This window comes from Sporosarcina sp. G11-34 (assembly GCF_026931025.1).
This window is the reverse complement of the sequence record NZ_JAHNZW010000004.1, coordinates 113,905-139,237: the sequence shown is the minus strand read 5'-3', so window position 1 is coordinate 139,237 and position 25,333 is coordinate 113,905. Positions and strand designations below refer to the sequence as shown.

Below are 25,333 nucleotides of genomic sequence, written 5' to 3'. Positions count from 1 at the left end.
ATGATGACGAGTCCTTATATAGTTCGGGGAAAAAAGATTGTAACTGTAAGTAGTAGGGGAACGATTGAAAATGGTGCGATGCGGATTGAAAATGGAAAAGTTGCTGACATTGGAACATGGGAAAGACTCCGAAAAGAGTCTTCTGATGTACATGTGATGGATTATTCCAATTACGTTATAACGCCGTCTTTAGTAGATTGCCATACGCACTTACTGGAATATGCTCCAACTAGCCTTTATCCTGTAACCATTGAAACCCACTTTTGGGCGGCAAAGGCAATTCTTTTTCACGCATTATCTTCAGGAATTACTGCGCTAGGAGAACAAATTTGTGGACATCCGGTTTGTGACATTCCGATTGAAGCATATCGGAAAGCTGTGTTGGATTTACCTATCGATATTTCTTTTGCAACAGCAAGCATATCGATAGGTTTCGAAAAAATGGCTCATTTTACTTCGATTACACAATCAAGTAGCGTCGATAAAACTAGTTTGAATGACCTAGAATTAGTGCGAATGATTGCCGAGGAAAGTGACTATCCGGGTGAGAATATCTTCATCAACGCGACACCCGCAAATTTTAAAGAAAACGATGTTCCAAAAGCAGGAGAAATGATCTATACGCTGGAAGTATTAAAACAGATTGTAAAAACCTATCATAAATTGGATAAGAAAATCGGTGCTCATGTAGCTGGTGAAGTTGGAATCGATCGAGCGTTGGAAGCAGGTGTAGATGTTTTGCACCACGCACATGGAATCACTGATGAGCTGTTAGTAAAAGCAGTCCAAAAAGGGGTGGAAATCGTCGCTACCCCTATGGGTGGAACACATTTAAAACCCAATTCTCCGGAAGAAATTCTTAAAATGATTCAATTGAATATACCCGTTTCAATTTCTACAGACGCCTATCTGCCGCCCTATAAAGGTACTTCTTGGTTACCATTTCAAAATCAAGAGTTAAGAGGACCTGACGTCTTAATGCTAATTGCCCAGCCCGCTATGCAACTTTTAAAACGTTATAATTACGATGAAAACGAAATACTTGCATTGCTTACGGCTAATCCCGCGACTATATTAGGAAAAGGAAACCGGTATGGTCGATTGGAAAAAGGGCTAGAAGCTAACTTTTTGGTGTCAGAAGGAATTCCAGGCCTGGAAATTACCCAAATTGAAAAAGTGAAGAAAGTATTTTTTCAGGGGAGAAAGGTTATTGAACGTACATGAAGTTTGAGTTTAATCGGCCAATTGTATATAATTAAGCTATAGATATACAAAGTAAAATGTCCGATGCACTATGATTGCAATCTTACAATAATAAATCGCTGAAAGTGCGATTGGTCTTGTCGTGTCAACAAATGATTGTCATACCTTATGAAGGGAAGACAGTCGTTTGTTTTTTGTTCGACTCACTGTGACCAAAAAATAACTTTAAAAAAAGAGATTGGTGAATCCAGTCTCCTTTTTATCGTGAAAATAAATCCGGGAAACGGGAAAAGACGTAAGAAGGGAAGAATTATTATAAAAAACACATTTGCTTATGAAAACGTATTGCCATCGTTACCCATTCCACCACTAACAAGTACGGAATCTAAACTCCTTGAATGGGTCGAGCCTCTGTTAAGTGTAGAGCAATTTCAAGAAACGTCGGAAGTAGCCCATCGTTTTTTCGGTGAAAATGGCGAAGCACAGAAACTACAAAAAAAGTTACACGAATGGAAGGACAGTATTGAAGGAAGTTGGCTCAAGCCATTTTGGGATGACCAATATTTAAAGTATAGAAAACCATTGCCAACAGGTATGCATTTCAATATTTTATTGGACAACCAAAAATATAAAAAACAGTATTCAATGCCTGAATTAGCGGGTAAAGTAAGCTATTTTGTAACGGAATTATACCATTCAATTATTGATGGGAAATTTGAGCCTGTAACAATTAATGAAATACCACTTGATATGAGTCAATATAAAAAATTCTTCCGATCTGTTCGAATTCCAATGCTGGAAAGAGATGATCATTATGTTGCAGAATTTGATAAAAAGAACAATCATATCGTAATTATATATAAAAGTAATATGTATAAAGTGAAGGTAACGAATAGCGAAGGGGCTATTTATCAAAGTAAAAAGATTGCAAGAGCCGTTGAAAAAGCTTTCCAAGCAGAGGATAGTGAAGGGCTGGATGTAGGTATATTTACGACAGCGAAAAGAGACAGCGCTGCAAAAGTGTACAATGAACTGATTGTTTCAAAGATCAACGCCAATAATCTTCAAGTGATTGCCGATTCCCTTATTGTTATTTCAGTGGACGAAGAAAGCAATAGTTCTGAAGAAGCGATTGAAAATCTTATGTTAAATGGGACAAATAAATATTTCGATAAGACAATCCAAGTTGTCATTACTAAAAGTGGGGAATTAGGATATAGCATTGAACATTCAGCTGTAGATGGAACGACAATATTTACAGTTATTAGTTATGTGAATGAAGGACTTTGTAAGGAAGCTTCTGAAATTATTTATACAACGGAGAAACCTGTAATTGAAAAACTAGAATGGGAAATTTCAGAAGAAATCAGTGAATCCTTAACTAAATTTAAAAGTGATTATGTGCAAACTAAAAAAACTTATGATGTGAAATCTAGAACTTTTACCAATTTCGGTTCTGATGAAATAAAGAAAGTAAATATTAGCCCCGATGCATTTTTACATATGGCTTTACAAATTGCGCAGTACAGAACGTTTGGTATGTTGAGAAGTGTTTACGAACCTGTATCCGTCCGAGTCTTTCATGAAGGAAGGACAGAGTGTGCGAGAGCCACAAGTATGGAAAAATTAAAATTGGTAACTGCACTTGAAGCGGGGGAAGAAAATAATGAAATTCTTTATTCCTTAATGCAAAAGGCAGGTGCTGCCCATACAAACCGAATAATCAGTTGCCGCAAAGGATTTGGCGTTGAAAGGCATATGTATGGCCTTGAACAAATGTACTATTTAAATGGGGCAAGTCTTGGAATAAAAGACTTACCAGAAATTTTTACTGACGAAGGTTATTTGACAATGCGTCATGATTTTATTTCGACGAGTGGAATGGCATATGACAATGTGAAATACCGGATTTTCGGACCTGTAGTTGAAGGCGGTTATGGATTAGCTTATATTTTATTGGATCAGTCGATTTCCATTAACGTCTCGTGCAACGCTCAAGACAAAGAATATGCGAAGAGACTAGCGGATCATTTAGTCCAAGCGTTAGATGAACTAATGTATATTGCGAAAAGTAGTATTTATTGAAATGGAAAATGGGTTAGACAAACGAGCAATCATTCATTTATAGGTGAAAAAAATAGAGCAGGCGCATAATTGAACCCATGCACCTGCTCTATTTTTTGTATTGAAATTTACGCTTAATGAATAGCTGCGATAATTCCTTCGTCTTCGTCAAACAAAAGTTTGATACCTGCGGCAAGAGGATCTTTGTTCAAAACTTCATCAATCCACAGACGTAATGCTTCAATGATGTGTATCGTAAGGAGTTTTTGTTTTTGACCGCCGACAAATGCTTCGGCAGAAAATCCGTCTTCTTCTTCGTCGTCAAATATGAGTTCAACCTCAATCTCTTCAGGTCTTGCTTGATATTTGCGTGAAAGATAGATACAAATAGCATTAACGATATCTTGCTCTGAAATAATTAACTTCTCCATGGGTTTATCTCTTCTTTTTCTTTTCTCTTTTTCAATAGTTCAAAGATTTTACGGATGATGACTACTAAAAAGATGATTGCCAAGGCGTTGATTGCAAAACCTAAAATAGATCCTAAAATCCCCATATTGGCAAAAAGACTACCGAATAAAAGTCCGGCTAGACCACCAATGAAAAGTCCTTTCATAAGTCCACCAGAAGTAAAACCGCCTTTTTTATTTGGCGCTACATTCGATTTGTTTGGAGTAGAATCTTCTTTTTTCTTTTGGATATTAGAGTTGTTAATTTTGCTATCATTATTCGTATTAAAATTTTTCTTCCCCGATTTGTACCTTTTTGCCTCAGCTGTCGTATGATCGTTGAAAACGTAGTTTCCAATCGGCGATACTAAAAGTGTAACCACAAGTAAAGCTGCCAATAGTTTTTTCATTTTTTGCCCTCCGTCAATTTGGTGTGGAATTTTAGCTAGTAAATACATACCAACTTGAATAGTTTATACTATATTGGTATACAACTCAAAGGAAATCTCGGTTTTTTTAACCTCTCGGAGATTCGGAAGATTCACTTTGGTGAGGGATGATTATTTAAAGGAAAAAGTATGAATTTCTTTTTTCTGTTCATTCTAATCAAAAGGAGGTTTGATCAAATGTCTCAAGTCATTTTGTGTGATGTGAATAACTGTAAGTTTTGGAGTTCCGGAAACAAATGTAGTGCGAAAACAATTTTTGTTGTCAGTCAAAAGGGAATGACGGCCTCGGATAGTAAAGAAACAGATTGTAGCACATTCGAGCCAAGAAATTAAAAGCGGTATGTAGCAAAAAAAAAGGGAAGCATCCGTCCAGGATAAAAACAGCTGGGCAGATGCTTCTCTTTGCATCATGTCTTTATTGAATATTTAAAAAACGGAATGCCGCATGAACGAAAATTTTAACACCTATATCCAAAGACTTTTCATCCAACGAGAATTTTGGATGATGATGCGGGTACGTTATTCCTTTTTCTTGATTTCCCGCACCAATAAAAAAGAAGCAACCTGGGGCTTTTTGTTGATAGGCAGAAAAGTCCTCGCTGATCATCATAGGATTCTGTATTAAAAGTGCCTTTTCCCCAAAAATATCGGTAATTGTTTCTTGAATTACACGAGTAGCTTTTTCATCATTGATAACAGGTCCATAACCCCATTGATAGTCGAGTGTATAAGTAGCTCCGTGAGCCTCTGTAACTCCTTTTACGATTTGTTCCATATATTCGGGTACAGATTCACGGACTTCTTTATTAAACGAACGAACTGAGCCAACGATAGTCGCCGTTTCTGGTATGATGCTGTGGGAAGTACCAGCGGTGAATTTAGTTACCGATAAAACTAAATTCTCAAATGGATCCGTATTACGAGAAACAATATGTTGCAAATTGTTTACTACTTGCATTCCAACTGCAAGGGAATCGATTGTGTGATGAGGTAGTGCCGAATGGCCACCTTTACCGAATGCTTTAATGTTGAAAATATCCGCAGCTGCCATTAAAGGCCCGCTAGTTGTGAAAACTTTACCTACTTCGATTGGTGACCACAAATGTGCTCCAATTACGAAATCTACATTTTCCATTACGCCAGCATCAATCATTTCCTGGGCGCCACCCGGTAGTTGTTCCTCTCCGTGTTGGAACAAAAAGCGAACTTCGCCTTCAATTTGATCTTTAAAGCGCGATAGGATTTTTGCAGTGCCCAAAAGAATCGCTGTATGGCCATCGTGTCCGCATGCATGCATCACTCCTATATTAGTCGAAACATAGTCAAAATCATTTTCTTCTTCGATTGGTAAGGCATCTATATCCGCACGAATTGCTAGAACTTTTCCAGGTTCCGAACCAATTAATCGAGCCATTACACTCGTTTCAGTAGGTCGGGATAGTTTCAAGCCACCGAAGCTCTTTAAAGTGTCATATATATATTGAGAAGTTTGAACTTCTTGAAATGACAATTCTGGTCTTGCGTGTAAGTATCTTCTCCATTGAATAACCTCATCTTGAATTTCATTTATCATTTGTGGCAAACTTTCTTTTTGTATTGTATGCATTGCAACTACCTCCAGAAAACTATTGTGTTCAGTAAATACTTAGATTGCTTCTAGAATAAGGTTTAGTTGTTCTGGGGTTCCATTACTGCATTGAAAGTGATTTGTCGAACAGCTGAAACAAACCTTTCAACCTCTTCAACTGTATTATACGGGGCGATTCCTGCTCGGATCCATCCACCTTTATCGAGTACACCTAATCGATCAGCTAACCTAGTCGCATAAAAATGGCCATCGGCGGCAAAAATAGCGTATTCTTCGGCTAATTTCCTACAAAAATCGGTCGGCGATATTCCTTCGATACAAAAGGCAATGGTAGGTGTTGAAGCAATAAGATTTGTTGATTGAAACATTTTTACTCCCTCTATGCTAGTCAATCCATTCCGCATCAAATGGGCCAATTGGTTTTCATGTTTTTCTATTCTTTCGTAGCCGCTTATAATTCTTTCTCTTCGTGACGAACCAGTTCCCAGTTTTTCAATAAATTCAATAGCGGGTTTAATTGCTGAGATTCCAGAAAAGTTTTGAGTTCCTGTTTCGAGTTTGTCTGGTATTTTAGCAGGGGATGGCCCGACCTTATATGTGTTAAGGCCTTCAAACAACTCTTTACGGATGACGGCTATACCGACATGCGGTCCGAAAAACTTATAAGCTGAACATAGAATAATGTCTGCTCCTAGTTTTTTACGATCAATAGCAAAATGTGGAACAGCATGAACTGCATCAAGGGCTAAGAGTGCATTTACTTTTTTTACATGTGGTGAAATACTTTCAATATTTGAAATGGTTCCGATTGCATTAGAAGCCAAAGTAACTGCGACTAAGCGGGTTTTTTCGTTAATTATGGAATTTAAATTTGATAAATCTAATGTGCATGTTTTTGAATCTACTTTAATCCAGCGGACGTTAACTCCTTTTTCTTTAGCCACAGTTAACCAAGAATCAATATTAGCTGGGTGATCCATTTCAGTTAAGACAATTTCATCGCCACGGTTCCAAGTATTACTAACTGCACGGGCAATCGAGAAAGCTAAAGAAGTTGCATTTTGTCCAAAAGCGACCTCTTCAGGTCGGGTTCCTAATAGATCCGCAACGATTTCTCTTGCTTCGAGAATATAGTTTTCGGTTTCTCGACTAGTTGGAAATTGACCTTGAAGGTTTGCACCACCATTGGACATATACGTTACGATGGCATCGATAGACTCTTGAACAACTTGTGAACCACCTGGTCCATCGAAATAGACAGCAGGTAATCCGTTATAAGTTCTATTAAGTGCTGGAAATTGATTGCGTATTTGATTAATTGGGTAAGTCGCCATTTAAACACCTCCACTTTTAGAGTAACCAGAACTGTCTGTTATTAAAGTATCAAACTGTTCAACTTCTGTAAAGCTTAAGATATAGGGGATAGTTAGCTAATTTACGTTGGAAACAAAGTAACTAATTACTTGAAATAGTTTGACAATTATTGAATTTATAGTAGTCTACTAAAATAGACATAGTCTATTTTATATTCGAAAAATAAAGATTAAAGGGGGATGTAAATGGGTTCACCTAAAGTTAAAGAAGAACAAAATGGGAAGAAGCGTGGATTTTTCAATAAATTTTTGGACTTTATTGAAAGGTATGGAAATAAATTACCCGATCCGGTTATGTTGTTTGTCTATATCGCGGGCCTTATTCTAATTTGTTCTACAATTTTTTCAATGCTTGGAACAACAGCAGTAAACCCGGGGAATGGCGAAGTAATTACAGTTGTTAATTTGCTTAATGGTGAAGGGGTTATTAAGATACTAACAAATCTTGTAACGAACTTTACAAGTTTTCCCCCGCTCGGACTCGTACTTGTAGTTATGCTAGGGGTTGGAATTGCGGAATCAACGGGCCTAATCGGGACTGTTATGAAAATGACCATTTTAAACGCACCTAAAAAACTAATTCTTCCAACGGTTGTTTTAGTAGCCATTGTTGGGAACGCAGCTGCAGACGCGGCAATGGTTGTTTTACCTCCAATTGTTGCAATGATTTTTATCGCGTTAGGGCGTCATCCTATTGCTGGTTTGGCTGCTGCATATGCCTCCGTTGCAGGCGCATTTAGTGCAAACTTAATATTGAGTGTTTTGGATCCGTTAGTTGCGGGCTTTACTCAAACGGGTGCTCAAATGATTGATCCGGATTTCATCGCGAATCCAGCGATGAACTATTATTTCTTAATTGCTTCTACGTTCGTGTTAGTTCCGACCGCAGTTTTCATCACAACTAAAATCGTAGAACCACGTCTTGGAAAATATGAAGGAAAAGTAGAGACGCTAGATGAGGTAACGAGTGAAGAAAAGAAAGGGGTACTGTGGGCGGGAATATCTGTTGCGATAATAGCAATTATCGTCCTTGCTTTATCAATTCCAGAAAACGGACTGTTTAGGCATCCAGAAACAGGCTCATTAACGGTTTCTCCATTAATGGACAGTCTTGTACCATTAATGATGATTTTGTTTCTCGTTCCGTCAATTATTTACGGGAAAATTGTTAATGTCATTAAAGACTCGAAAGATTTTGCGGATCATTTAGCCAAATCGATGTCTGGTATGGGTATGTACATTGTCATCGCATTCGTCGCAGCACAGATGATTGCCTACTTTAACTGGAGTAACCTAGGTCCAGTTGTTGCTATCAAAGGAGCGGAAACGTTAGAGGCAATTGGATTGACGGGACTGCCACTATTAATTGGCTTTATTATTGTGGCGGCACTTATTAACTTCCTAATTGCAAGTTCTTCGGCCAAATGGGCTATTCTAGCGCCAGTGTTTGTACCAATGTTTATGATTATGGGCTATAGTCCGGCATTGACACAAATGGCCTATCGGATTGGAGATTCCATTACAAACCCGATTACGCCAATGCTTGCCTACTTTGCTATCGTCTTAACTTTTGCGAAAAAGTATGATCCGAAAATGGGAATTGGTACACTTATGACTTCGTTGTTGCCATATTCCATAGGCTTTGCGATTATGTGGATTGTTTTGTTTGCAGGTTGGTATTTACTTGGGATTCCACTTGGACCAGAAGGGGAATTATTTTTGCGAACTAAATAAGCATTGAAAAAACTGATTGATTCCGAATTTGGAGCAATCAGTTTTTTGTTGTTTGTTATTTAGGCACTTAGTACTTCATAAATCAAGAACGTGCATTCCAAATGTGGTACAATGAAGGAATGAAAAACATCCCGGATTCCGTTGAAAATATAATGGTTCCGCAAACTTGGAACTTTCTTAACTATGTAAAATTGTACGATTTTAAAGAAGGTAGGCATGCTAGTGAGTTATCAATCAACCGTACAGGAAACGCTTGCGTGCAGCCTTGAAATTACGACAAGTGCACGCAAAGGAATTATGAAATGGTCAAAGGATGAGCGGGCTTTTTTCTCGATGCAAGATGCCTTTAACGTGCATATTGAAAAACGTCCAACGAATCGACATGGCAACATGCCGTATTCAATTTTCTTTGACAATGAAACAAATCATGTCTTATCGAAACAGCTAGATGACAGAGTAGCTGTTATGGACTGTGTGTATAAAAATGATGGTTTTCTAGTAACTGGTTTTCAAGTTAGAGGAAGAAGGGAACTTGTTCGCACGAATCGACGTCTCCCCGTCCGTTTGAAATTTAACGTCGGTCGAAGTACTGGCGCGGCAATGCCCATTGAGCTGTACACGAGTATTCGTGAACTTCCGATTGCAGAGGAACGATCCGAGTACGTCGAAAAACGAATTGCTAGTTGGGAAGGCTATTTACAAATAGAAGAACGAAATGCGGATGTCGCAGACGTGACGTCCGTTTATTCGATGGCTAGTTTAAATGAAGATTTTAGCAAGTTAAGCCTTATTTGCAGTAGTTTGAACGGCAAAGATTGGAATGCGATTAAAGGCTTTAGTGCAAAAATAAAAGATTCTCAAAACGATATCGGCAACGTCGTCAATGTGAATCGTTCCAAAAGCTTAGTCGAAATCGAACTTAATCAAAAATATAAAGGAATGGCCAGACGAAACGAATGGCAACCTAAGTCGTTCAAAGAAGTTGTATTCAGTAATTTCGCTGCGCTTAGCCAAGTAAGAAGACTTCGAAAAGGATTCAAGGATCTTCAAGATGGTCTTGCGGCCAATGCGAATTTGGAGAAAGTTCTATTTGAAGAACGTCCTGTTGTACGTATTTCAAAAAAACAAGAAAAATTTGTTTTTCATAATAAATTAAACAAATTCCAAAAAGAAGCAGTAACAGGGGCAATGACCTCGAATGATCTTTATGTCATTCAAGGGCCTCCAGGAACAGGGAAAACAACGGTAATCTCTGAAATTTGCCATCAAAACGTAAAAGCCGGTCTGCGTACGCTCGTTGCTTCACAGGCAAATTTAGCAGTGGATAATGCACTTGGCAGATTGCTTTCGCATCAAGACATTCGAATTTTAAGATATGGGCGAACAGAAAGTATTGAAGAAGAAGGTAAAAAGTTCATTGAAGAAAACGTAGCACTAAATTGGAAAGAACAAACAGTACACGCTATTAATGAACAACTTGAATCCCATTCGAAAAGAGAAATTGAGCTGAAAGAAGAAATTGTACATTGCGAAAATCTATTACAAGAATTTCAAAATGAGTTGGTTGTATTAGATGGAAAAATACAATTGCGAAATGAAGCTCAGGCAGAACATCTTTTACAATCTAAAAAAAGTGCGAAATTGCGGAAAAAAATAAGTGATATAAAAGAAGAACGTGACGAATTGATACAAAATCAGGCAGCGTTAAAACAATCTGCAGATGAATTAAAAGTGGAAATCATTCGTATGGAACAACTTTTTGAATCCGAAAGCATAAGCCTAGAAACTATTGAGCAAATGGAGAAGTTAGAGGAGCAAGTTGAACTATTACGTAAAAACATTCATTATCTTGAATGTTTGAAACAGATTGAGGAGACGAAAAAATACTTAACGCTCAATCAAAATGAAATCGACATCAAAAAAGGCATGATTGGTAGCCTCCAACAATTTTTAGAGAACATCCAATCGATAACGAAATTGGAAGCATTGAAAAATCATATGGCTACTACCGGGATTGTTTCGCCCTTCGCTACGGATTGGAAAATGACGGAATTGAGTAAGTTGATCGATACGATTAAATCCAACATATCTGTAGAAGATTATGAGGAGTGGAGAAAACTAAATGAGCGACTTTTAATCGCTATTGAAAAAATCGAACTTCTATTAAAGGAGAATGGATTTATTAAACGACCCGTCAATATAAATGTAAATCCAAATCATAACTCTATAAAGGGCATTAACGAGCTTATTGACCGTGTAGGGCGATTTCTAATTGACCCAGCTACTAAAAAAAGCATGGAAACAAGAAGCTATTCCCCAGAAAAATATGATAATCTTGAAAAAATAGGCATTGCGTTAGAACTGCTAGTTGAACGGAAAAAATATGCACAGACCCAAGGTGCAAATGCGCAAAAACAAAGCTTAATGATTCTGGAATCGAAGAAAATGTTTGTAATTATCAAAACTGAGATAATTGAATATGTAACCGAATCCATCTTAGCAATTGAAAAAGAAAAAAATGCTTTGACTGAGGATACAGAAGAACGGAAAAACGAGCTTACTCGCCTCCTAGAAACAAGTTCTGCATTACGTGAACTGTTTGAAACGATTGAGGAAAAAGCATCCATTGACCTAGTAAAAGAAGAAGTGCAAAAGCTCGAGAAAGTCCGTTCTAATTATGTTGAAAAAAGGATCGTACTTGAAAACATTGCGAACGAGTTGGACCGTAAAAAAAGAGCGGCAGAAGTTTCTGCTAAACGATTGGAAGAAAACGCAAAAACACTTCAGCTTTTAAATGAGGAATGTGAGCCTTTAAATATAGAGTATTTAGAAATAGAAAGCACAATAGCTTCTTTGGCGGAACTTTTAAAAGAAAATCCCGAAGAGCAAAGAGAACAAAAGCTCGCTTCATTTTATGAGCTATCAAAAGAACTTGAGCAACTTCAAATCGATAAAGAGAGATTACCTATAACGCATGCACTTCAAAAAGAGTGGTTCTCACATCTAACCGAGGCCAGTGACTATGACCTTGATGAGATTCGAAAGCTTTATGTAAAGCATGCGAATGTCATCGGGACAACTTGCGTCGCGTCAGCAAGACGTGATTTCATGGAAGAGTATCCAACATTCGATGTAGTTATTATCGATGAAGTCTCAAAAGCGACACCACCTGAACTGCTACTTCCGATGCTAAAAGGGAAAAAGATCATTTTAGTTGGAGATCATCATCAGTTACCACCACTTATGGGCCAAGAAACACTTGAGGAACTACTGGAAGAAAGTGATAATCGTGAAGTTAAAAACGAACTTAAAAAACTGTTGGAAGAATCGTTATTCGAACGTCTTTTCAGAACGCTACCCAAACAAAATAAGACGATGCTTGGCATTCAGTACCGCATGCATGAAAGTATTATGGAAACAATTACGCCGTTTTATGAAGAAGGGAATTACAGTCTTCAATGCGGTTTAACCGATTCCGATTCCGTACGGGACCACTTAATAGAATCCCGTTATGTGCAAAGAAAAGATCATCTGCTCTGGTTTGATATGCCAAATGAACCGAACTATTTTGAGGATAAAGTGAAAGGCGGAACAAGTCGATTCAATCAAGCTGAACTTGACATGACGAAAAAAATACTTTTAGATTTAGATGCAGCTACTGAAAAAGCAAAAAAAGATGGAAGAATGAAACAAGAAGACAAGAAAAGTGTTGGTGTCATTAGTTTTTACGGGGAACAGGTGAAGCGAATCGACCGATTGATTCAACATGAATTAGTTCCTGAACATTTGAATTGCCGAACAGGTTCAGTCGATAAGTTTCAAGGAATGGAAATGGACGTTATTATTTTGAGTTTCGTGCGAAATCACAAAGATAAAGGCGGCGACATTGGTTTTGCGAGAGACTACAGACGTTTAAATGTCGCTTTGTCGCGAGCACGCGAGCTACTTATTATTGTGGGAAGTTCGGAAATGTTCACAATGCGGACGAAACATCCGAGCACGAAAGAGATGTATGGTCGTCTATTGGAAAATATCAAATTGAAAAATGGATTTAGGGATCACGAAGGAAAGATTAAATTGTAATTGACTAGGGGGGCCTCTGTTAATGAATGAGTTAAAGAAACGGTTAACAAAGGAACTTCAACAGGATTTCAATGTCAAAATTATGGAATCTATGTCTTGGAGTTTACCCGTCCATTCCATCCAGATTGAATATCAAACAGTTAAGCGAACAAAAATGGATATTCTCATGAAAATGATGTTAATCGCTTTCGGGAAGGCAGAAATTGAGACGGCAGAAGAGCTAAGTGAGATTCTTCTAGTTGAACAACTTTTCATTAATGATTTGATCAACAAAATGACGAGAACGGGCTTAATCGAAAAAAAGGGAAGTTCTTTCACTTTGACGGATGCAGGATTCAAGCAGTTGGAAACTGGAATCTTTGTACATGAACCGGAAAGTGGCTCTAAACTGGCGATATATAGTCCGAGCCATCAGTCTTTTTTAAAGGGTGAAGTAAAGAACATTACCCATCAAGAGAACGAATTGTATCGCTTTAAAAGTGCATTTGACGCTAAGTCAGAAGCGTCTCTTGAAGAAACGGCTTTACTCAATGCGCTTAAAAAGATAGGTGTAGAATCAGATGAAGGAAACGTGCAAATTGTTGTCTCAGAAATTGTGTCGGTAGCTGACATTCAAACAGACTTAGTCCCTTGCATTGAATTTCATCTATATAATGTGGCCGAAGATTTATTTTATGCGCGAGTTTGGAATACGCTGACAGACCACTGGGATGAAACACTTGAAACGCAATTAAATGAAAAAGAACGAAAAAAGTGGCGGAAACTTTATTTGTAAACCAGTTTTGGTTGTTAAGTTGCATGCTTATGAGCACTCAATCCTATAGTGCTTATAATTATCCTGCAAAATAAATATTCAACTTCCGTAAGGAGAGTAGCTATTCAGTAAAGTAAAGCCATCAACACGGGATTCCAATCTTCGGGATTATTAGCAATAATTGTTGTATTCGAGACCTTATCAATTATTTGCTGTGATTTATTTTTTTTTAGAGACGATATGACCTAGTTATTGGTTATAACGTCTCTTTTTTTCATATAATTTCCGGAAGGTCTACTCGTGAATACTTTTCAAGAACTCATAAATGCAGTCATCATTAATCAGGAAAATCGTCTAATTAGCTATGTGTATACAATTCTATGGAAAAGAAAAGACACTATTTATTATGCCTGGTTATTATCTGTTGGTTTTATGTATCTGTTTATGTAACACTAGTGGTGGTAAGTAAAAATATAATCTAATTTTAGATGTGAAGATTCGAAAATAGGAGGAGAGTACAATTTATCTACAGCAAATGAGTAATAGAATAAAAGAAGCTAGACTAAACAAGTCTTATACTCAACAGGAATTGGCCGAAAAATGTAATTTAACAAAGAGCCATATTTCAAAAATCGAAAATGGACAAGCCGCGCCTGCAGTAGCAACTTTATCAAAAATAGCTCAAGCATTAAACGCACCCTTATCGTGGTTTTTAGAATCAAATGTACAAAATAAACTATCAATTGTAAGGACTAAAGAACGAACAGTAAAAGTCGGAAATAAAGAACTCGGTTATATGTACGAAGTACTGGCAAATCGCCCGCATTTCAGCAAAGTGGAACCAGTAATCGTTACTGTTTTACCCGAAGCCGGTCTAGTAGAGCCCTTTACGCATTTGGAAGATGAGTTCATCTATATTATTTCCGGGTCCATCAATCTATATTATAATGGTGAATTGTACTTTTTAGAAGAAGGTGACAGTGCCTACTTTGAAGGGAGAATCCCTCATATTTTTCTAGCAACTGATAAGCTCGAATCTAAAGTATTATCTATGTTCATACAGACGAATGCACCCTGATTGCATATGCAAAAAGTCTTACAAACATACTCCTTAAAAATCTAATTAAATAAAGAAGCCACCTCTATATTGTAATAACTAAATTTTAAAACAGAAATTCTGAAAGAAAGTGTTTTTCGAAAAAGAAAAGTATTCTGTGTTTACATTTAGTTATATATAATGTATCCTTTGTGTAATAGCATTCAACTAAGTTGAATGCTATTACACAAATTTAAGGGGTGTCTATAATGTCGAGTAGAATTCCAGGTTTTTATCGTTTATCAAGTAAAGAGAGGTTTAATATTGTTACTGAAGGTCGCGGTTTATCAGAAGACGAAGTAAAATATCTTTCTGGCGAACATGCTTTGTCAATGGATTTAGCAGATTCTATGATTGAAAACGTTATTGGACAGATAGGTATTCCGATAGGTATTGCAGCCAACTTTAAAGTAAATGGAAAAGATACTTTTATTCCAATGGCGACTGAAGAGCCTTCTGTTATTGCGGCAGCAAGTAATGCAGCAAAAGCTACATACGATCATGGTGGATTTTTCACATCAATAAGTGGAACAATTATGCGTGGGCAAATTCAAGTTCTTGATGTTGCAGATCCCTATGCAGCAAGGGCAAAGATTTTTGAGCATAAAGATGAAATTTTACATCATTGTAATGAAAAAGATCCCACACTGGTTTCTTTAGGCGGTGGAGCAATAGAATTAGAAGTAAATATTATCCAAACAACTAATCATACCATGCTGATCCTCCATTTAATCGTTGACACTAAAGATGCAATGGGTGCAAATGCTGTGAATACAATGGCTGAATCTGTTGCGCCTATTATTGAATCAATTACCGGTGGAAGAGTAGTTCTAAAAATTATTTCCAATTTAGCGGATCGTAGACTCGTTCGTGCAAGGGCAGTATTCTCTACTGAAGCCTTTGGTGGTAAAGAAGTGGTAGAAAACATTGTAAGCGCTTTCGAATTTGCTGACTTTGATCCGTACCGTGCAGCTACACATAATAAAGGGATTATGAATGGAATTTCGGCAGTCGTTTTGGCGACTGGGAATGATACACGGGCGGTAGAAGCCGGTGCACATGCATATGCATCTGTTTCAGGTCATTATAAATCCCTAACGAAGTGGGAAATAAATGCAGATGGTAATTTATCTGGTTCTATTGAGCTTCCCATGGCGGTTGGAATCGTGGGAGGGGCAACGAAAACCCATCCAGTTGCACAGGCTTCATTAAAAATTATGGGGATCAATTCTGCTGAGGAATTAGCGGGTTGTATTGCTGCAACAGGACTTGCACAAAATGCTGCTGGCTTACGTGCTCTGTCTGCGGAAGGTATCCAAAGTGGTCATATGTCTCTTCATGCGAGAAATTTAGCTTTGATGGCAGGTGCGAAAACATCGGAGATTGATAAAATAGTAGCGCAAGCCGTAGGAGAAAAAGATCTTCGATATGATCGTATTTTGGAAATTACCAAAGCTGTTCAAAGAGGTGGCTAAGGTGACGCAAAATCAAATGAAGGTGGATGAAACTTCTGAAAAACTGACAGTAGAAAATAACAAAGGAAATAAACCATATTTAGAAATTTTAGGAGATACAATTAAACCAAATTCATTACTCCTAGCAATACTTTTAAGTGCTGGTACCAGTCTAGGTTGTTATAATATTGGCCTATGGCTTTTCCCATCTATCGCAAGTGAAAATATGGTTGCTTCTTATTCATTACTTCTTGGTATTACAGGAAGTGTATTATCTCTCATAATTTGTTCTATTCTTTTTAAACCACATAGAATATTGATAGAAGAAGAAACTTCTGCAGAAAATATGAGGCAAGTTTTTGAGGATTTACAGTTAGATCCTCTCGAAGAATTAGCGCTAATTGAAAATGATCCCGTTACAAAAAAAGAGTTGGAAGAACTGGGGATGTTAAATAGTTTTAGGGCACTTGGAGGTGAGCAAAAGAAATGAGTTTAATCATTACATCCATCTTATTTGCTTTACTCGCCGCGGTGGTCTTCTCTTTAATTGGATTAATTTCTGGGACAGATGAAACAGCGATAATGGTTCCACTTACCTTATTGGTAATCTTACTAGGTGCTCCACCAGCGGCAGTTTTTTCATTTTTTATAGCTGCCGTCCTAGCAAAACATCTTACACATGCTGTTCCAACTGCACTAATGGGTATTCCAGGCGATACGACTGCCGTTCCATTACTAGATCATGCAACAACATTAAGAAGAATGGGTATGCCCCACATTGCACTTAGAAAGATGATATCCGGAGGAATTATTGGAGCTTTTATCGCTTTACCAACTGCAGTGTTGTTAGGACAGTTTCTTGGGCAATTCGCAGATTTCTTTAAAGCATCTACAGGAATAATCTTCACACTTGCCGCTATATTAATAGCTTATTTTTCAAAAGGTAAATGGGTAAGTGTTTTGATGATAATTCCTTTTGCGTTTTTTATTAAAAGTCTAGACTTAATGAGCTTTAGTATATTGGACAAGCATTTATCAATTGCCTTCTTCTTAGGTATTGCAGTTGGTCCTATGTTTTCCGATGTTTTATTTGCCACTTCTGCAAGTGCTAAACGAACGATTGAGAGAGAAAAGCCCAAGGAATATCATTTGGCTCCCGAAACTAAATCTTGGAAAGGATATTTTCCAAATCCATTCAAAATACTCACCAGTAGACAATCGTTATGGACTGCTATTACCACTTTTATTTCTTCACTAACTTTTGTATTTAGTCCGGTTGGAATGACATCTCTTATGGGGGAGATTGTTGGATCACGTACTAAAGGAGCTTATAAAAAATCAACAACAAGTTTAACTGTGATGAATGGTGTTACAGAGTCAACATATATTGCCGAAGCTATAATACCACTGATTGCATTTGGAATTCCCTTAAGTCCTGTTGCATTGGGGCCTGCTTCTCCACTGTTTAATGCACCACCAGTTTTCACTGTAGATCCTATTAATAATCTACACACTTATTTAACGTCATGGGAATTTTTTCTTTACGGTGCAATTGGTCTGATTGTAGCTTCTCTGATTGCTTACCCTTTCTCAATGAACTACGCAAGAAAAGCCTCTGTTCTTGTCATGAAACTAATTAGCCAAGAAGCTATTGTTGCAATGTTCATTGGGTTGGCTTGTCTACTTGCTTTTCACGAGGCACAATTAGTAGGCGTTGTTCTGACATTTACGGTTGCGGCTGTTGGAGGTCTTTTAAATCGGATTCTAGGTATTGGAGCAGGCGTACAATTTATGGTGTTTTATGCTTCTACATGGATAATGATGACCCTATTCGGTATATAAGAAGAAGGAGAATGACTAAATGCAAAAGCATAAATTTCCTGAAAGAGTGTATATTAGAGAAGTTGGGCCGAGAGACGGATTACAGAATGAAAGTACATTTATCCCAACAAAAGATAAAATAGAGTGGATAGATCAGCTTTCATTGTCTGGACTGAATTATATAGAAGTGACCTCCTTTGTCAATTCGGAGTGGATTCCTGCATTGTCTGATGCGGATATTATCGCCAAGCATATTAAAATATCACCTGAAGTGACTTATGCGGCGCTTGTACCAAACATGAGAGGATTAAGCCGTTTTTTGGAAGGTCAAATTGACGAGGTTTCCGTTTTTATTTCAGCAAGCGAAACGCATAATAAAAAAAATATTAACAAAACAATTACTGAAACAAAAGCAGTCTTGTCAGAAGTTGTACGTGAGAGTATTACAAATAAAAAAACTGTTAGAGGCTATATATCGACCGTATTCGGCTGTCCTTATGAAGGGAATATCGAAATTGACAAAGTGATCCGATTGTCTGATTCTCTTTTCGAGATGGGTATTGAAGAGTTGTCATTAGGGGATACCATCGGCATTGCCAATCCGTTACAAGTGACTCTACTTTTGGAAACACTTCTTAAACGCTATCCGACTTCTAATCTAGCCATGCATTTTCACAATACACGCGGAACTGCTATGGCAAATGTCCTAGCTTCTTTAGATATGGGTATTACGAAATTTGATAGCTCTTTAGGCGGTCTTGGAGGTTGTCCCTATGCCCCAGGTGCTTCAGGAAACTTAGCGACTGATGACTTAAACTATATGCTAACAAGCATGGGTATACAAACAAATATAGACTCCTACAAACTAAATTCTGCAGCACAATTTATTCAAGAAAAGTTAAATAGACCTTTAGATAGTCATGCCGTAAAATATGGAATGACTCGATGAAATAGCACTACTAACTTAAGTAATAGTGGGAATTCCCACAACTTAAAACAATAGACAACTTTTATTCAGCCATTCATTTACATGGCTGAATATTTTTGTTCGTAAACTATTCTGTGTAACCACTATTAATTTCTACAACCCTTAAAGTCTAGATAAATCTATGTTCTCGGCTTAGGAAGTCTAACCTTCTTTCCTAAACGGTTGTACACAATGCTTTTAAATTGTTTCTAGAGCTGACATTCAAACAGATTTGGTTCCTTGCATTGAATTTCATCTATATAACGTGGCCGAAGATTTATTTTATGCGCGAGTTTGGAATACGCTGACAGACCACTGGGATGAAACACTTGAAACGCAATTAAATGAAAAAGAACGAAAAAAATGGCGGGAGATTTATTTATAAAGCTTTGCGCTATAAAAGGGAAAAGGAAAAAGCCGGTATTGAACTGCACCTCCAATTGTTAGATACATCTAACAATTGGAGGTGCAGTTTTTTATGACTAAATTTACCGAGGAAATGAAATTAGCAATTGTTCAAGAATATAACACTGAAAAAATCTCGCAAACTGAATATGCCAAAAAGGTCTGTGTTACAAAGGCCCAATTCCAACATTGGCTAAAATTATATAAGTTGCACGAAGAAGAAGGATTTAATACAACCTATACAAATTATCCCTCAGCCTTTAAACTAGATGTACTAAATTATATGGTTCAATCAGGTGCATCATTAATGGACACGGCTGCCTTATTCAAGATAAAATCCAATACGGCTAATTACTCTGTAGAATCACTAGAAGCGCGTATCAAACAACTTGAAATGGAAAATGAGTACTTAAAAAAGTTGAATGCCTTAGTTCAAAACAAGGAAAAATCACCAAAGAAGACAAAGTAAGAGTCATCTGTGAGTTAAGGCATAAATATTCGGTGAAGGCGCTGGTGGCATTTGCGGGGATTCCACGGAGTACATTTTACAACATTGAAAAAATGGATTTACCAGATCTGGATGCCGATTTAAACGCAGAAATTAAAGCGATTTATGAGGAACATGAAGGCCGTTATGGCTACCGTCTATTATGAAAAGTGATTTTGGTTTTCAATCCTTTATTAAGGGGAAGATAGAAGGGAATCTTATTTATAGAATGAGGTGCTTTAATTGAATCGAGTATTTGCCGTACTTGTTTTTGCAGGTGTTCCACTCGTACTTGCCGGTGCATTTTTTGATTGGTCAGATTTGGCGATGTTCATTCTTTGCTGTGTGAGTATTATCGGGCTTTCGGGATATATTGGACGGGCGACAGAAAGCCTGGCCATCGTGAGTGGACCAAGAATTGGCGGTTTGTTGAACGCTACGTTTGGAAATGCCGTAGAACTGATTATTTCCATCTACACATTGAAAGCTGGAATGTTAGGAATTGTACTAGCTTCGCTTACGGGGTCGGTCCTTGGAAATTTACTACTTGTACTTGGGCTTTCCTTTTTTGCAGGTGGCATCAAATTCAAGCGCCAGAAATTCAATGTACACGATGCCAGGTACAATTCAGGCTTATTGATTTTCGCCGTTATTGTTGCATTTGTTATACCAGAAGTTTTTTCGATGTCGATGGACAGTCAAAAGACATTGAACTTAAGCATCGGCATTTCGGTCATTTTGATAATTCTTTATTTGGCTGGGCTTTTCTTTAAATTTGTTACGCATCGGGGCATTTTAACTTCTTCTGATCAATCGGATGTAGAAGAGGAGGAGCCAGAGTGGACAAAACGCAAGTCGATTTTGACTCTTCTACTAGCAACTTTAGCGGTTGCATTTGTATCGGAGCAACTCGTTCATACATTTGAAATGCTTGGAGAGAAATTTGGTTGGACTGAGTTGTTCATCGGTGTCATTATCGTAGCGATTGTAGGGAATGCCGCTGAGCATGTCTCCGCTGTTACGATGGCTGTTAAAAATAAGATGGATGTATCTGTGGAGATTGCAGTCGGCTCAACATTGCAGGTCGCTATGTTTGTGGCACCCGTACTTGTTCTTATTTCACTGTTTATGCCGGAACCGATGGCACTCATTTTCACATTGCCCGAATTGGTTGCAATGATTACCGCTACACTGCTTGTCATCAATCTTTCCAATGATGGGGAGTCAAACTGGTTCGAAGGATTGACGCTTTTTGCAGCGTATATCATTATGGGGATTGGGTTTTATCTTCTTTAATAATGAAAAATAGTTTAAACCTAGCACCATCTGATTCATTATTACGTATAGACCGTCTTTTGGTAATCACTAGAGCGAGTTACTTGAAAGTAATACCTCTAAAAAGGAAGTTGTTTATTCATAAAAAAGTCATAGTAACCCCCAAAAAAGTTAAGCAAACGACCACTTTTTTGGGGGTTATTTACATTCATATCAGCTCCAATCTGGTACCTTGAAAAAATGAATTCTGGTACTTCAAAAGGAGACATACTATTGGGATAATTAAGTGTGATTATCATTTGTGAGAGAAAACCGCTATATATGTTGAAATAAAGAATCCTACTACGCACGCTTAGCTAGATTATAGTTGTAATCACTAGTTCAACATATATATATGAAGTTGTACAAAAGTAATCTAGTAGATTACGCTATTAATTATCTTAATTTTTAAGTTTCTTTGACTACTTTGGTTGTTACTAGTAAACTGAAGTTATTGAACAATCTGAAACGCTTGAAAACCTGGGAAGCGAGAGGTGACTGGAATATGGCCCGATATGAATATGGTGGAGATGAGTTTATATTTGTCGAATTGTCAGAGGAAATGAGTTTAGAAGTAAATTTTCAAGCTATGGCTATTACTAAAAGATTAAGAGAGGAAAGTCTAGCGGGAATTGTAGATATTTGTCCTTCTAACGCCTCTTATATGGTTCGTTTTGATCCGGATACGGTTCACCCAAATTCATTAATAGAAAAACTGAAAGAACTAGAGAATACCGTTTCTTTAGACGACTTTGAAATTTCTTCACGGATTGTAGACATTCCGATTTTATTTGACGATCCATGGACGCATGAAGCGTTAATGCGCTTTAGGGACCGGCATCAGGATCCAACAGCGACTGATTTAGAGTATGCGGCACGCATAAATGGATTCGAATCTAAAGAAGAATTAATAAAAGCAATAACGGATTCACCTTATCTTGTTTCAATGATTGGTTTTGTTCCAGGATTGCCATGGTGTTATCAGATGGTGCCAAGGGAGCAGCAAATAGAAGTACCGAAATATGTTCGTCCACGTACATTTACCCCAGAAAGGGCATTCGGTTTTGGGGGGGCATTTGCCGTTATTTATCCGGTACAAGGTGCTGGTGGCTATCAATTATTTGGAATATCGGCTACGCCAATTTTTGATAAAGATCAACGCTCTTATGATTTTAAAGAGTCTTTAACATTTCCTAGACAAGGGGACATCTTTAGATATAGAAGTATAGAAATGAAAGAATATGAGGAAATACGTAAAACAGTTGAAGAAGGAACTTTCCGCTATTTAACAAAAGATATTACATTTTCACCGAAAACAGTCCTTAATAATCCAAAAGGGTTTTCTGAAGATGTGTTAAGGAGGTTGTATTCGTGATAAACGTCATTAATCCTGGATTACAAACAACCGTGCAAGATGGTGGACGTATTGGTTATTACGAAGTGGGCATGCCGCCTTCAGGTGCAATGGACAAGTACTCATACACGGTAGCCAATTTACTCGTTGGAAACAATGAAAGCGCTGCCACATTGGAAATTACTTATTTAGGGCCTGTTCTTGAATTTCAAGTAGATGCAGTAATTGCGCTCACTGGAGGAGAAATCCCCCCTAAGATAAATGGAGAGTTGGTTCCGATGTGGGAAGCTTTAGCAGTAAAAGCAGGCGATCAACTTGCATTTGATTTTGTAAAACAAGGTGCGAGAGTCTATCTTGCCGTAGCTGGAGGTATAGATGTACCGCAAATAATGGGCTCACGTTCTACGTATACATTATGTGGGATAGGTGGATTTGAAGGAAGATCGCTTCAAACAAATGATAAACTTGTAATAGGTACGGATAGTGCACGGCCAGCAAAGGTTGGAGCTCGGGTCACAGGTGAATTTATTCCGACATTTTCAAAAAAACATGAAATTCGTGTCGTATTGGGATTATGTAGTTATCGCTTAACAGAAGAAAGTAAAGAACGTTTTTTCTCGATGGATTGGACTGTTACACCTGAAGCGAACCGTGTTGGTTATCGGTTTAAAGGGGAACGTTTGAATTTTGTCGAAAGAGAACAGCCATTTGGCGCTGGTAGTAACCCGTCAAATGTTGTCGATTTAGGTTATCCGATTGGTTCAATTCAAGTACCAGACGGGGTTGAGCCGATTGCATTATTAAATGATGCTGTAACGGGCGGAGGATACGCTACAATTGCCACAATTATTAGTACCGATTTAAATAAAATGGGTCAGGTTAAAACAAATGAATCTGTTCGATTTATTTCCGTCAGTATAGAAGAAGCCCTGTCAGCGCGAAAAGAGCTAAAGGGTCAAATAGAAGAAATTAAAAAACAACTTGATTAACTAGGAGGAATTATACATGAGTGAAAATACCAAAGTATTATCTGCTTTACCTGGAATTTTTTATCGTAAACCTTCACCGGATGAGGATGTCTATGTGAATGAGGGTGACGAGGTGAAAAGCGGGGATACAATCGGCATAATCGAAGTAATGAAAACCTTCTTTGAAGTAAAAGCAGAAACAGATGGTGTGCTTGAAAGCTTTTTGATAGCTAATGAAGACATGGTTGATGCGGGCCAAGAGCTAGCGGTACTTATAAAATAAAGTGCGTAATGTAACGAACTTTTGGTGAGGTGGGGGATTTCATATGTTTAAGGTCGATCTAAACTGTGACATGGGAGAAAGCTTTGGTCTTTATGAACAAGGTAATGATGAAGAAATGATGCAGTATATTACGTCTGCAAATATTGCATGTGGATTTCATGCAGGTGACCCACATGTTATGAGAAGAACAGTTGAACTAGCTAAAAAGTATGAAGTAGGAATTGGTGTACATCCAGGTTTTCCTGATTTACTAGGGTTTGGTCGACGTGATCTAGCGTGTACACCATCGGAAGTAAAAGATTATGTTACGTATCAAATGGGTGCATTACGAGAATTTACTCGTGCAATGGATGTCAAGCTTCAACATTGTAAACCACATGGTGCCTTATTCATGAAAGCGATGGAAGATAAACAAATAGCACGTGCCATATTAGAAGCTATCCACGATGTTGATTCGGACATGATTGTATTTTCATTGAATAATTCAGTATTTATGGAAGAAGCGAAAAAAATGGGCATCCCGATAGCTAAAGAAGCTTATTCTGACCGGGAGCATACGGAAAACGGATCTATTGTGCTCACTAGAAAAGGTTCCCCAATTACAGACGATAACCAAATGGCCGAGCGTGTCGTACGAATGATTAAAGAGAAGAAAGTAATTGCGTACGATGGAAAAGATGTTTCAATTGAAGCGGAAACAATATGCATTCACGGCGATACGCCAGGAGCACCTCAATTAGCAAAAGCTATTGTCCAAGCTCTTAATAAAAATGATGTAGAAATTCTACCTATTCAACAAATTATTTAATAATATATGTTGAACTTATACACGTGAGCAGTAGCTATTTTAATAGGGATGCTTTATTTCTGCACACTTGAAAACCGTTGAATAAGGCGCTACTCCCGCGAGAGTAGCAAAGCTAAGATGGAGGAAGGAAGTCCTCCATCTTTATTTCCACATATATAGCTATACAAATAGGGTTCTGAATAATCAAAAAGTAAAGGGGGGTGATTTTTTTTGAAAATGGAGCATTCATATATTTTTAAGGGGATTTCGAGAGAAGTACTTTGGAAAACGATTCAAGATAAGGAAGTATTACAAAAATCATTGCCAGGCTGTAAGGTTTTTGATGAAGTTGAGGAGAACGTATTTCATGCGGTCCTGGCTATTAATATTGGTCCTATAAAAGGGGAATTCACGGCCGATGTTCAACAAGTAGATATGAAAGAACCAGAATTCTATCGCTTGCTCGTCCATGTTAAAGGTAAACCTGGTGACATCGAAGCAATTGCAGAAATGAATATGGTGGATACAGAAAAGGGAGCCGTCCTTACTTGTAATGCGGACTTGGAAGTGACAGGTTTACTCGCATCAATTGGACAGCGTATTATGGGTGGCGTCGCAAAAGTTGTTATCGGACAATTTTTCAAAGATATTGAAAAAGAGACGCAGAAAGTAGCTGAATTTTAACTTCATTGAAAGTAGC

Annotated in this window: 22 protein-coding genes and 1 pseudogene; 19 read left to right on the top strand and 4 right to left on the bottom strand. The window is 37.7% G+C overall.

Annotation, left to right across the window (positions count from 1 at the left end; genetic code table 11):
- The first annotated feature begins 3 nt into the window (after positions 1-3).
- On the top strand, positions 4-1,224 hold the full coding sequence (locus tag KSU66_RS06915; RefSeq protein ID WP_269050697.1) for an amidohydrolase family protein: 1,221 nt from the start codon (positions 4-6) through the stop codon (positions 1,222-1,224).
- Positions 1,225-1,371: 147 nt separating this feature from the next.
- Positions 1,372-3,288: a choline/carnitine O-acyltransferase gene (locus KSU66_RS06910; RefSeq protein WP_269050696.1), complete on the top strand. Its 1,917-nt coding sequence runs from the start codon at positions 1,372-1,374 to the stop codon at positions 3,286-3,288.
- Between the two features lie 113 nt (positions 3,289-3,401).
- Here the strand turns inward: KSU66_RS06910 and KSU66_RS06905 are convergent, their stop codons facing one another.
- Both KSU66_RS06905 and KSU66_RS06900 read right to left on the bottom strand, forming a co-directional pair.
- Entirely contained in the window at positions 3,402-3,698 is a 297-nt protein-coding gene (locus tag KSU66_RS06905) for a DUF2653 family protein (RefSeq protein ID WP_269050695.1), read from the bottom strand.
- Positions 3,686-4,126, bottom strand: a complete 441-nt coding sequence (locus KSU66_RS06900) for a hypothetical protein (RefSeq protein ID WP_269050694.1) — start codon at positions 4,124-4,126, stop codon at positions 3,686-3,688. The genes KSU66_RS06905 and KSU66_RS06900 overlap by 13 nt, the downstream gene beginning before the upstream one ends.
- A 216-nt stretch (positions 4,127-4,342) precedes the next feature.
- Between KSU66_RS06900 and KSU66_RS06895 the strand changes: the two genes are divergently transcribed.
- A complete protein-coding gene (locus KSU66_RS06895; protein ID WP_269050693.1) occupies positions 4,343-4,498 on the top strand; it encodes a DUF1540 domain-containing protein in 156 nt (51 codons plus the stop codon).
- Between the two features lie 82 nt (positions 4,499-4,580).
- On the opposite strand, the gene KSU66_RS06890 is transcribed toward KSU66_RS06895, so the two are convergent.
- Positions 4,581-5,771: a M20 family metallopeptidase gene (locus tag KSU66_RS06890; RefSeq protein ID WP_269050692.1), complete on the bottom strand. Its 1,191-nt coding sequence runs from the start codon at positions 5,769-5,771 to the stop codon at positions 4,581-4,583.
- 62 nt (positions 5,772-5,833) lie between these two features.
- A complete protein-coding gene (locus KSU66_RS06885) occupies positions 5,834-7,087 on the bottom strand; it encodes a cysteine desulfurase-like protein (protein ID WP_269050691.1) in 1,254 nt (417 codons plus the stop codon).
- Positions 7,088-7,312: 225 nt separating this feature from the next.
- On the opposite strand from KSU66_RS06885, the gene KSU66_RS06880 reads away from it, so the two are divergent.
- The 16 genes and pseudogenes from KSU66_RS06880 to KSU66_RS06805 all read left to right on the top strand — a co-directional run bounded on the left by KSU66_RS06880 (position 7,313) and on the right by KSU66_RS06805 (position 25,317).
- Positions 7,313-8,860 (top strand): AbgT family transporter, encoded by a 1,548-nt coding sequence (locus tag KSU66_RS06880; RefSeq protein ID WP_269050690.1) that lies wholly within the window; start codon positions 7,313-7,315, stop codon positions 8,858-8,860.
- Positions 8,861-9,082: 222 nt separating this feature from the next.
- Positions 9,083-12,943 (top strand): DEAD/DEAH box helicase, encoded by a 3,861-nt coding sequence (locus KSU66_RS06875; RefSeq protein WP_269050689.1) that lies wholly within the window; start codon positions 9,083-9,085, stop codon positions 12,941-12,943.
- A gap of 22 nt (positions 12,944-12,965) precedes the next feature.
- Positions 12,966-13,718, top strand: coding sequence for a hypothetical protein (locus KSU66_RS06870; protein ID WP_269050688.1), 753 nt, complete (start codon positions 12,966-12,968; stop codon positions 13,716-13,718).
- A gap of 279 nt (positions 13,719-13,997) precedes the next feature.
- Entirely contained in the window at positions 13,998-14,147 is a 150-nt protein-coding gene (locus KSU66_RS06865) for a hypothetical protein (RefSeq protein WP_269050687.1), read from the top strand.
- Between the two features lie 85 nt (positions 14,148-14,232).
- Positions 14,233-14,775 carry a helix-turn-helix domain-containing protein gene (locus KSU66_RS06860; RefSeq protein ID WP_269050686.1) on the top strand — a complete coding sequence of 181 codons (543 nt, stop codon included), beginning with the start codon at positions 14,233-14,235 and terminating at the stop codon, positions 14,773-14,775.
- A 227-nt stretch (positions 14,776-15,002) separates the two neighbouring features.
- Positions 15,003-16,268, top strand: coding sequence for a hydroxymethylglutaryl-CoA reductase, degradative (locus tag KSU66_RS06855; protein WP_269050685.1), 1,266 nt, complete (start codon positions 15,003-15,005; stop codon positions 16,266-16,268).
- 1 nt (position 16,269) lies between these two features.
- A complete protein-coding gene (locus KSU66_RS06850) occupies positions 16,270-16,737 on the top strand; it encodes a hypothetical protein (RefSeq protein ID WP_269050684.1) in 468 nt (155 codons plus the stop codon).
- Entirely contained in the window at positions 16,734-18,089 is a 1,356-nt protein-coding gene (locus KSU66_RS06845) for a tripartite tricarboxylate transporter permease (RefSeq protein ID WP_269050683.1), read from the top strand. The genes KSU66_RS06850 and KSU66_RS06845 overlap by 4 nt, the downstream gene beginning before the upstream one ends.
- 19 nt (positions 18,090-18,108) lie before the next feature.
- Positions 18,109-19,017: a hydroxymethylglutaryl-CoA lyase gene (locus tag KSU66_RS06840; protein ID WP_269050682.1), complete on the top strand. Its 909-nt coding sequence runs from the start codon at positions 18,109-18,111 to the stop codon at positions 19,015-19,017.
- A gap of 496 nt (positions 19,018-19,513) precedes the next feature.
- A pseudogene (locus KSU66_RS06835) lies at positions 19,514-20,085 on the top strand (IS3 family transposase); the annotation flags it as partial.
- 85 nt (positions 20,086-20,170) lie between these two features.
- On the top strand, positions 20,171-21,223 hold the full coding sequence (gene cax, locus KSU66_RS06830) for a calcium/proton exchanger (RefSeq protein WP_269050681.1): 1,053 nt from the start codon (positions 20,171-20,173) through the stop codon (positions 21,221-21,223).
- A 523-nt stretch (positions 21,224-21,746) separates the two neighbouring features.
- Positions 21,747-22,616 carry a 5-oxoprolinase subunit B family protein gene (locus KSU66_RS06825; protein WP_269050680.1) on the top strand — a complete coding sequence of 290 codons (870 nt, stop codon included), beginning with the start codon at positions 21,747-21,749 and terminating at the stop codon, positions 22,614-22,616.
- On the top strand, positions 22,613-23,584 hold the full coding sequence (locus KSU66_RS06820; RefSeq protein WP_269050679.1) for a biotin-dependent carboxyltransferase family protein: 972 nt from the start codon (positions 22,613-22,615) through the stop codon (positions 23,582-23,584). Before KSU66_RS06825 ends, KSU66_RS06820 begins: the two co-directional genes overlap by 4 nt.
- A 16-nt stretch (positions 23,585-23,600) precedes the next feature.
- Complete coding sequence (locus KSU66_RS06815) at positions 23,601-23,846, top strand: acetyl-CoA carboxylase (RefSeq protein WP_269050678.1); 246 nt, start codon at positions 23,601-23,603, stop codon at positions 23,844-23,846.
- Between the two features lie 43 nt (positions 23,847-23,889).
- On the top strand, positions 23,890-24,654 hold the full coding sequence (locus tag KSU66_RS06810; protein ID WP_269050677.1) for a LamB/YcsF family protein: 765 nt from the start codon (positions 23,890-23,892) through the stop codon (positions 24,652-24,654).
- Between the two features lie 216 nt (positions 24,655-24,870).
- Positions 24,871-25,317 carry a CoxG family protein gene (locus tag KSU66_RS06805; RefSeq protein WP_269050932.1) on the top strand — a complete coding sequence of 149 codons (447 nt, stop codon included), beginning with the start codon at positions 24,871-24,873 and terminating at the stop codon, positions 25,315-25,317.
- The last annotated feature ends 16 nt before the right edge of the window (positions 25,318-25,333 follow it).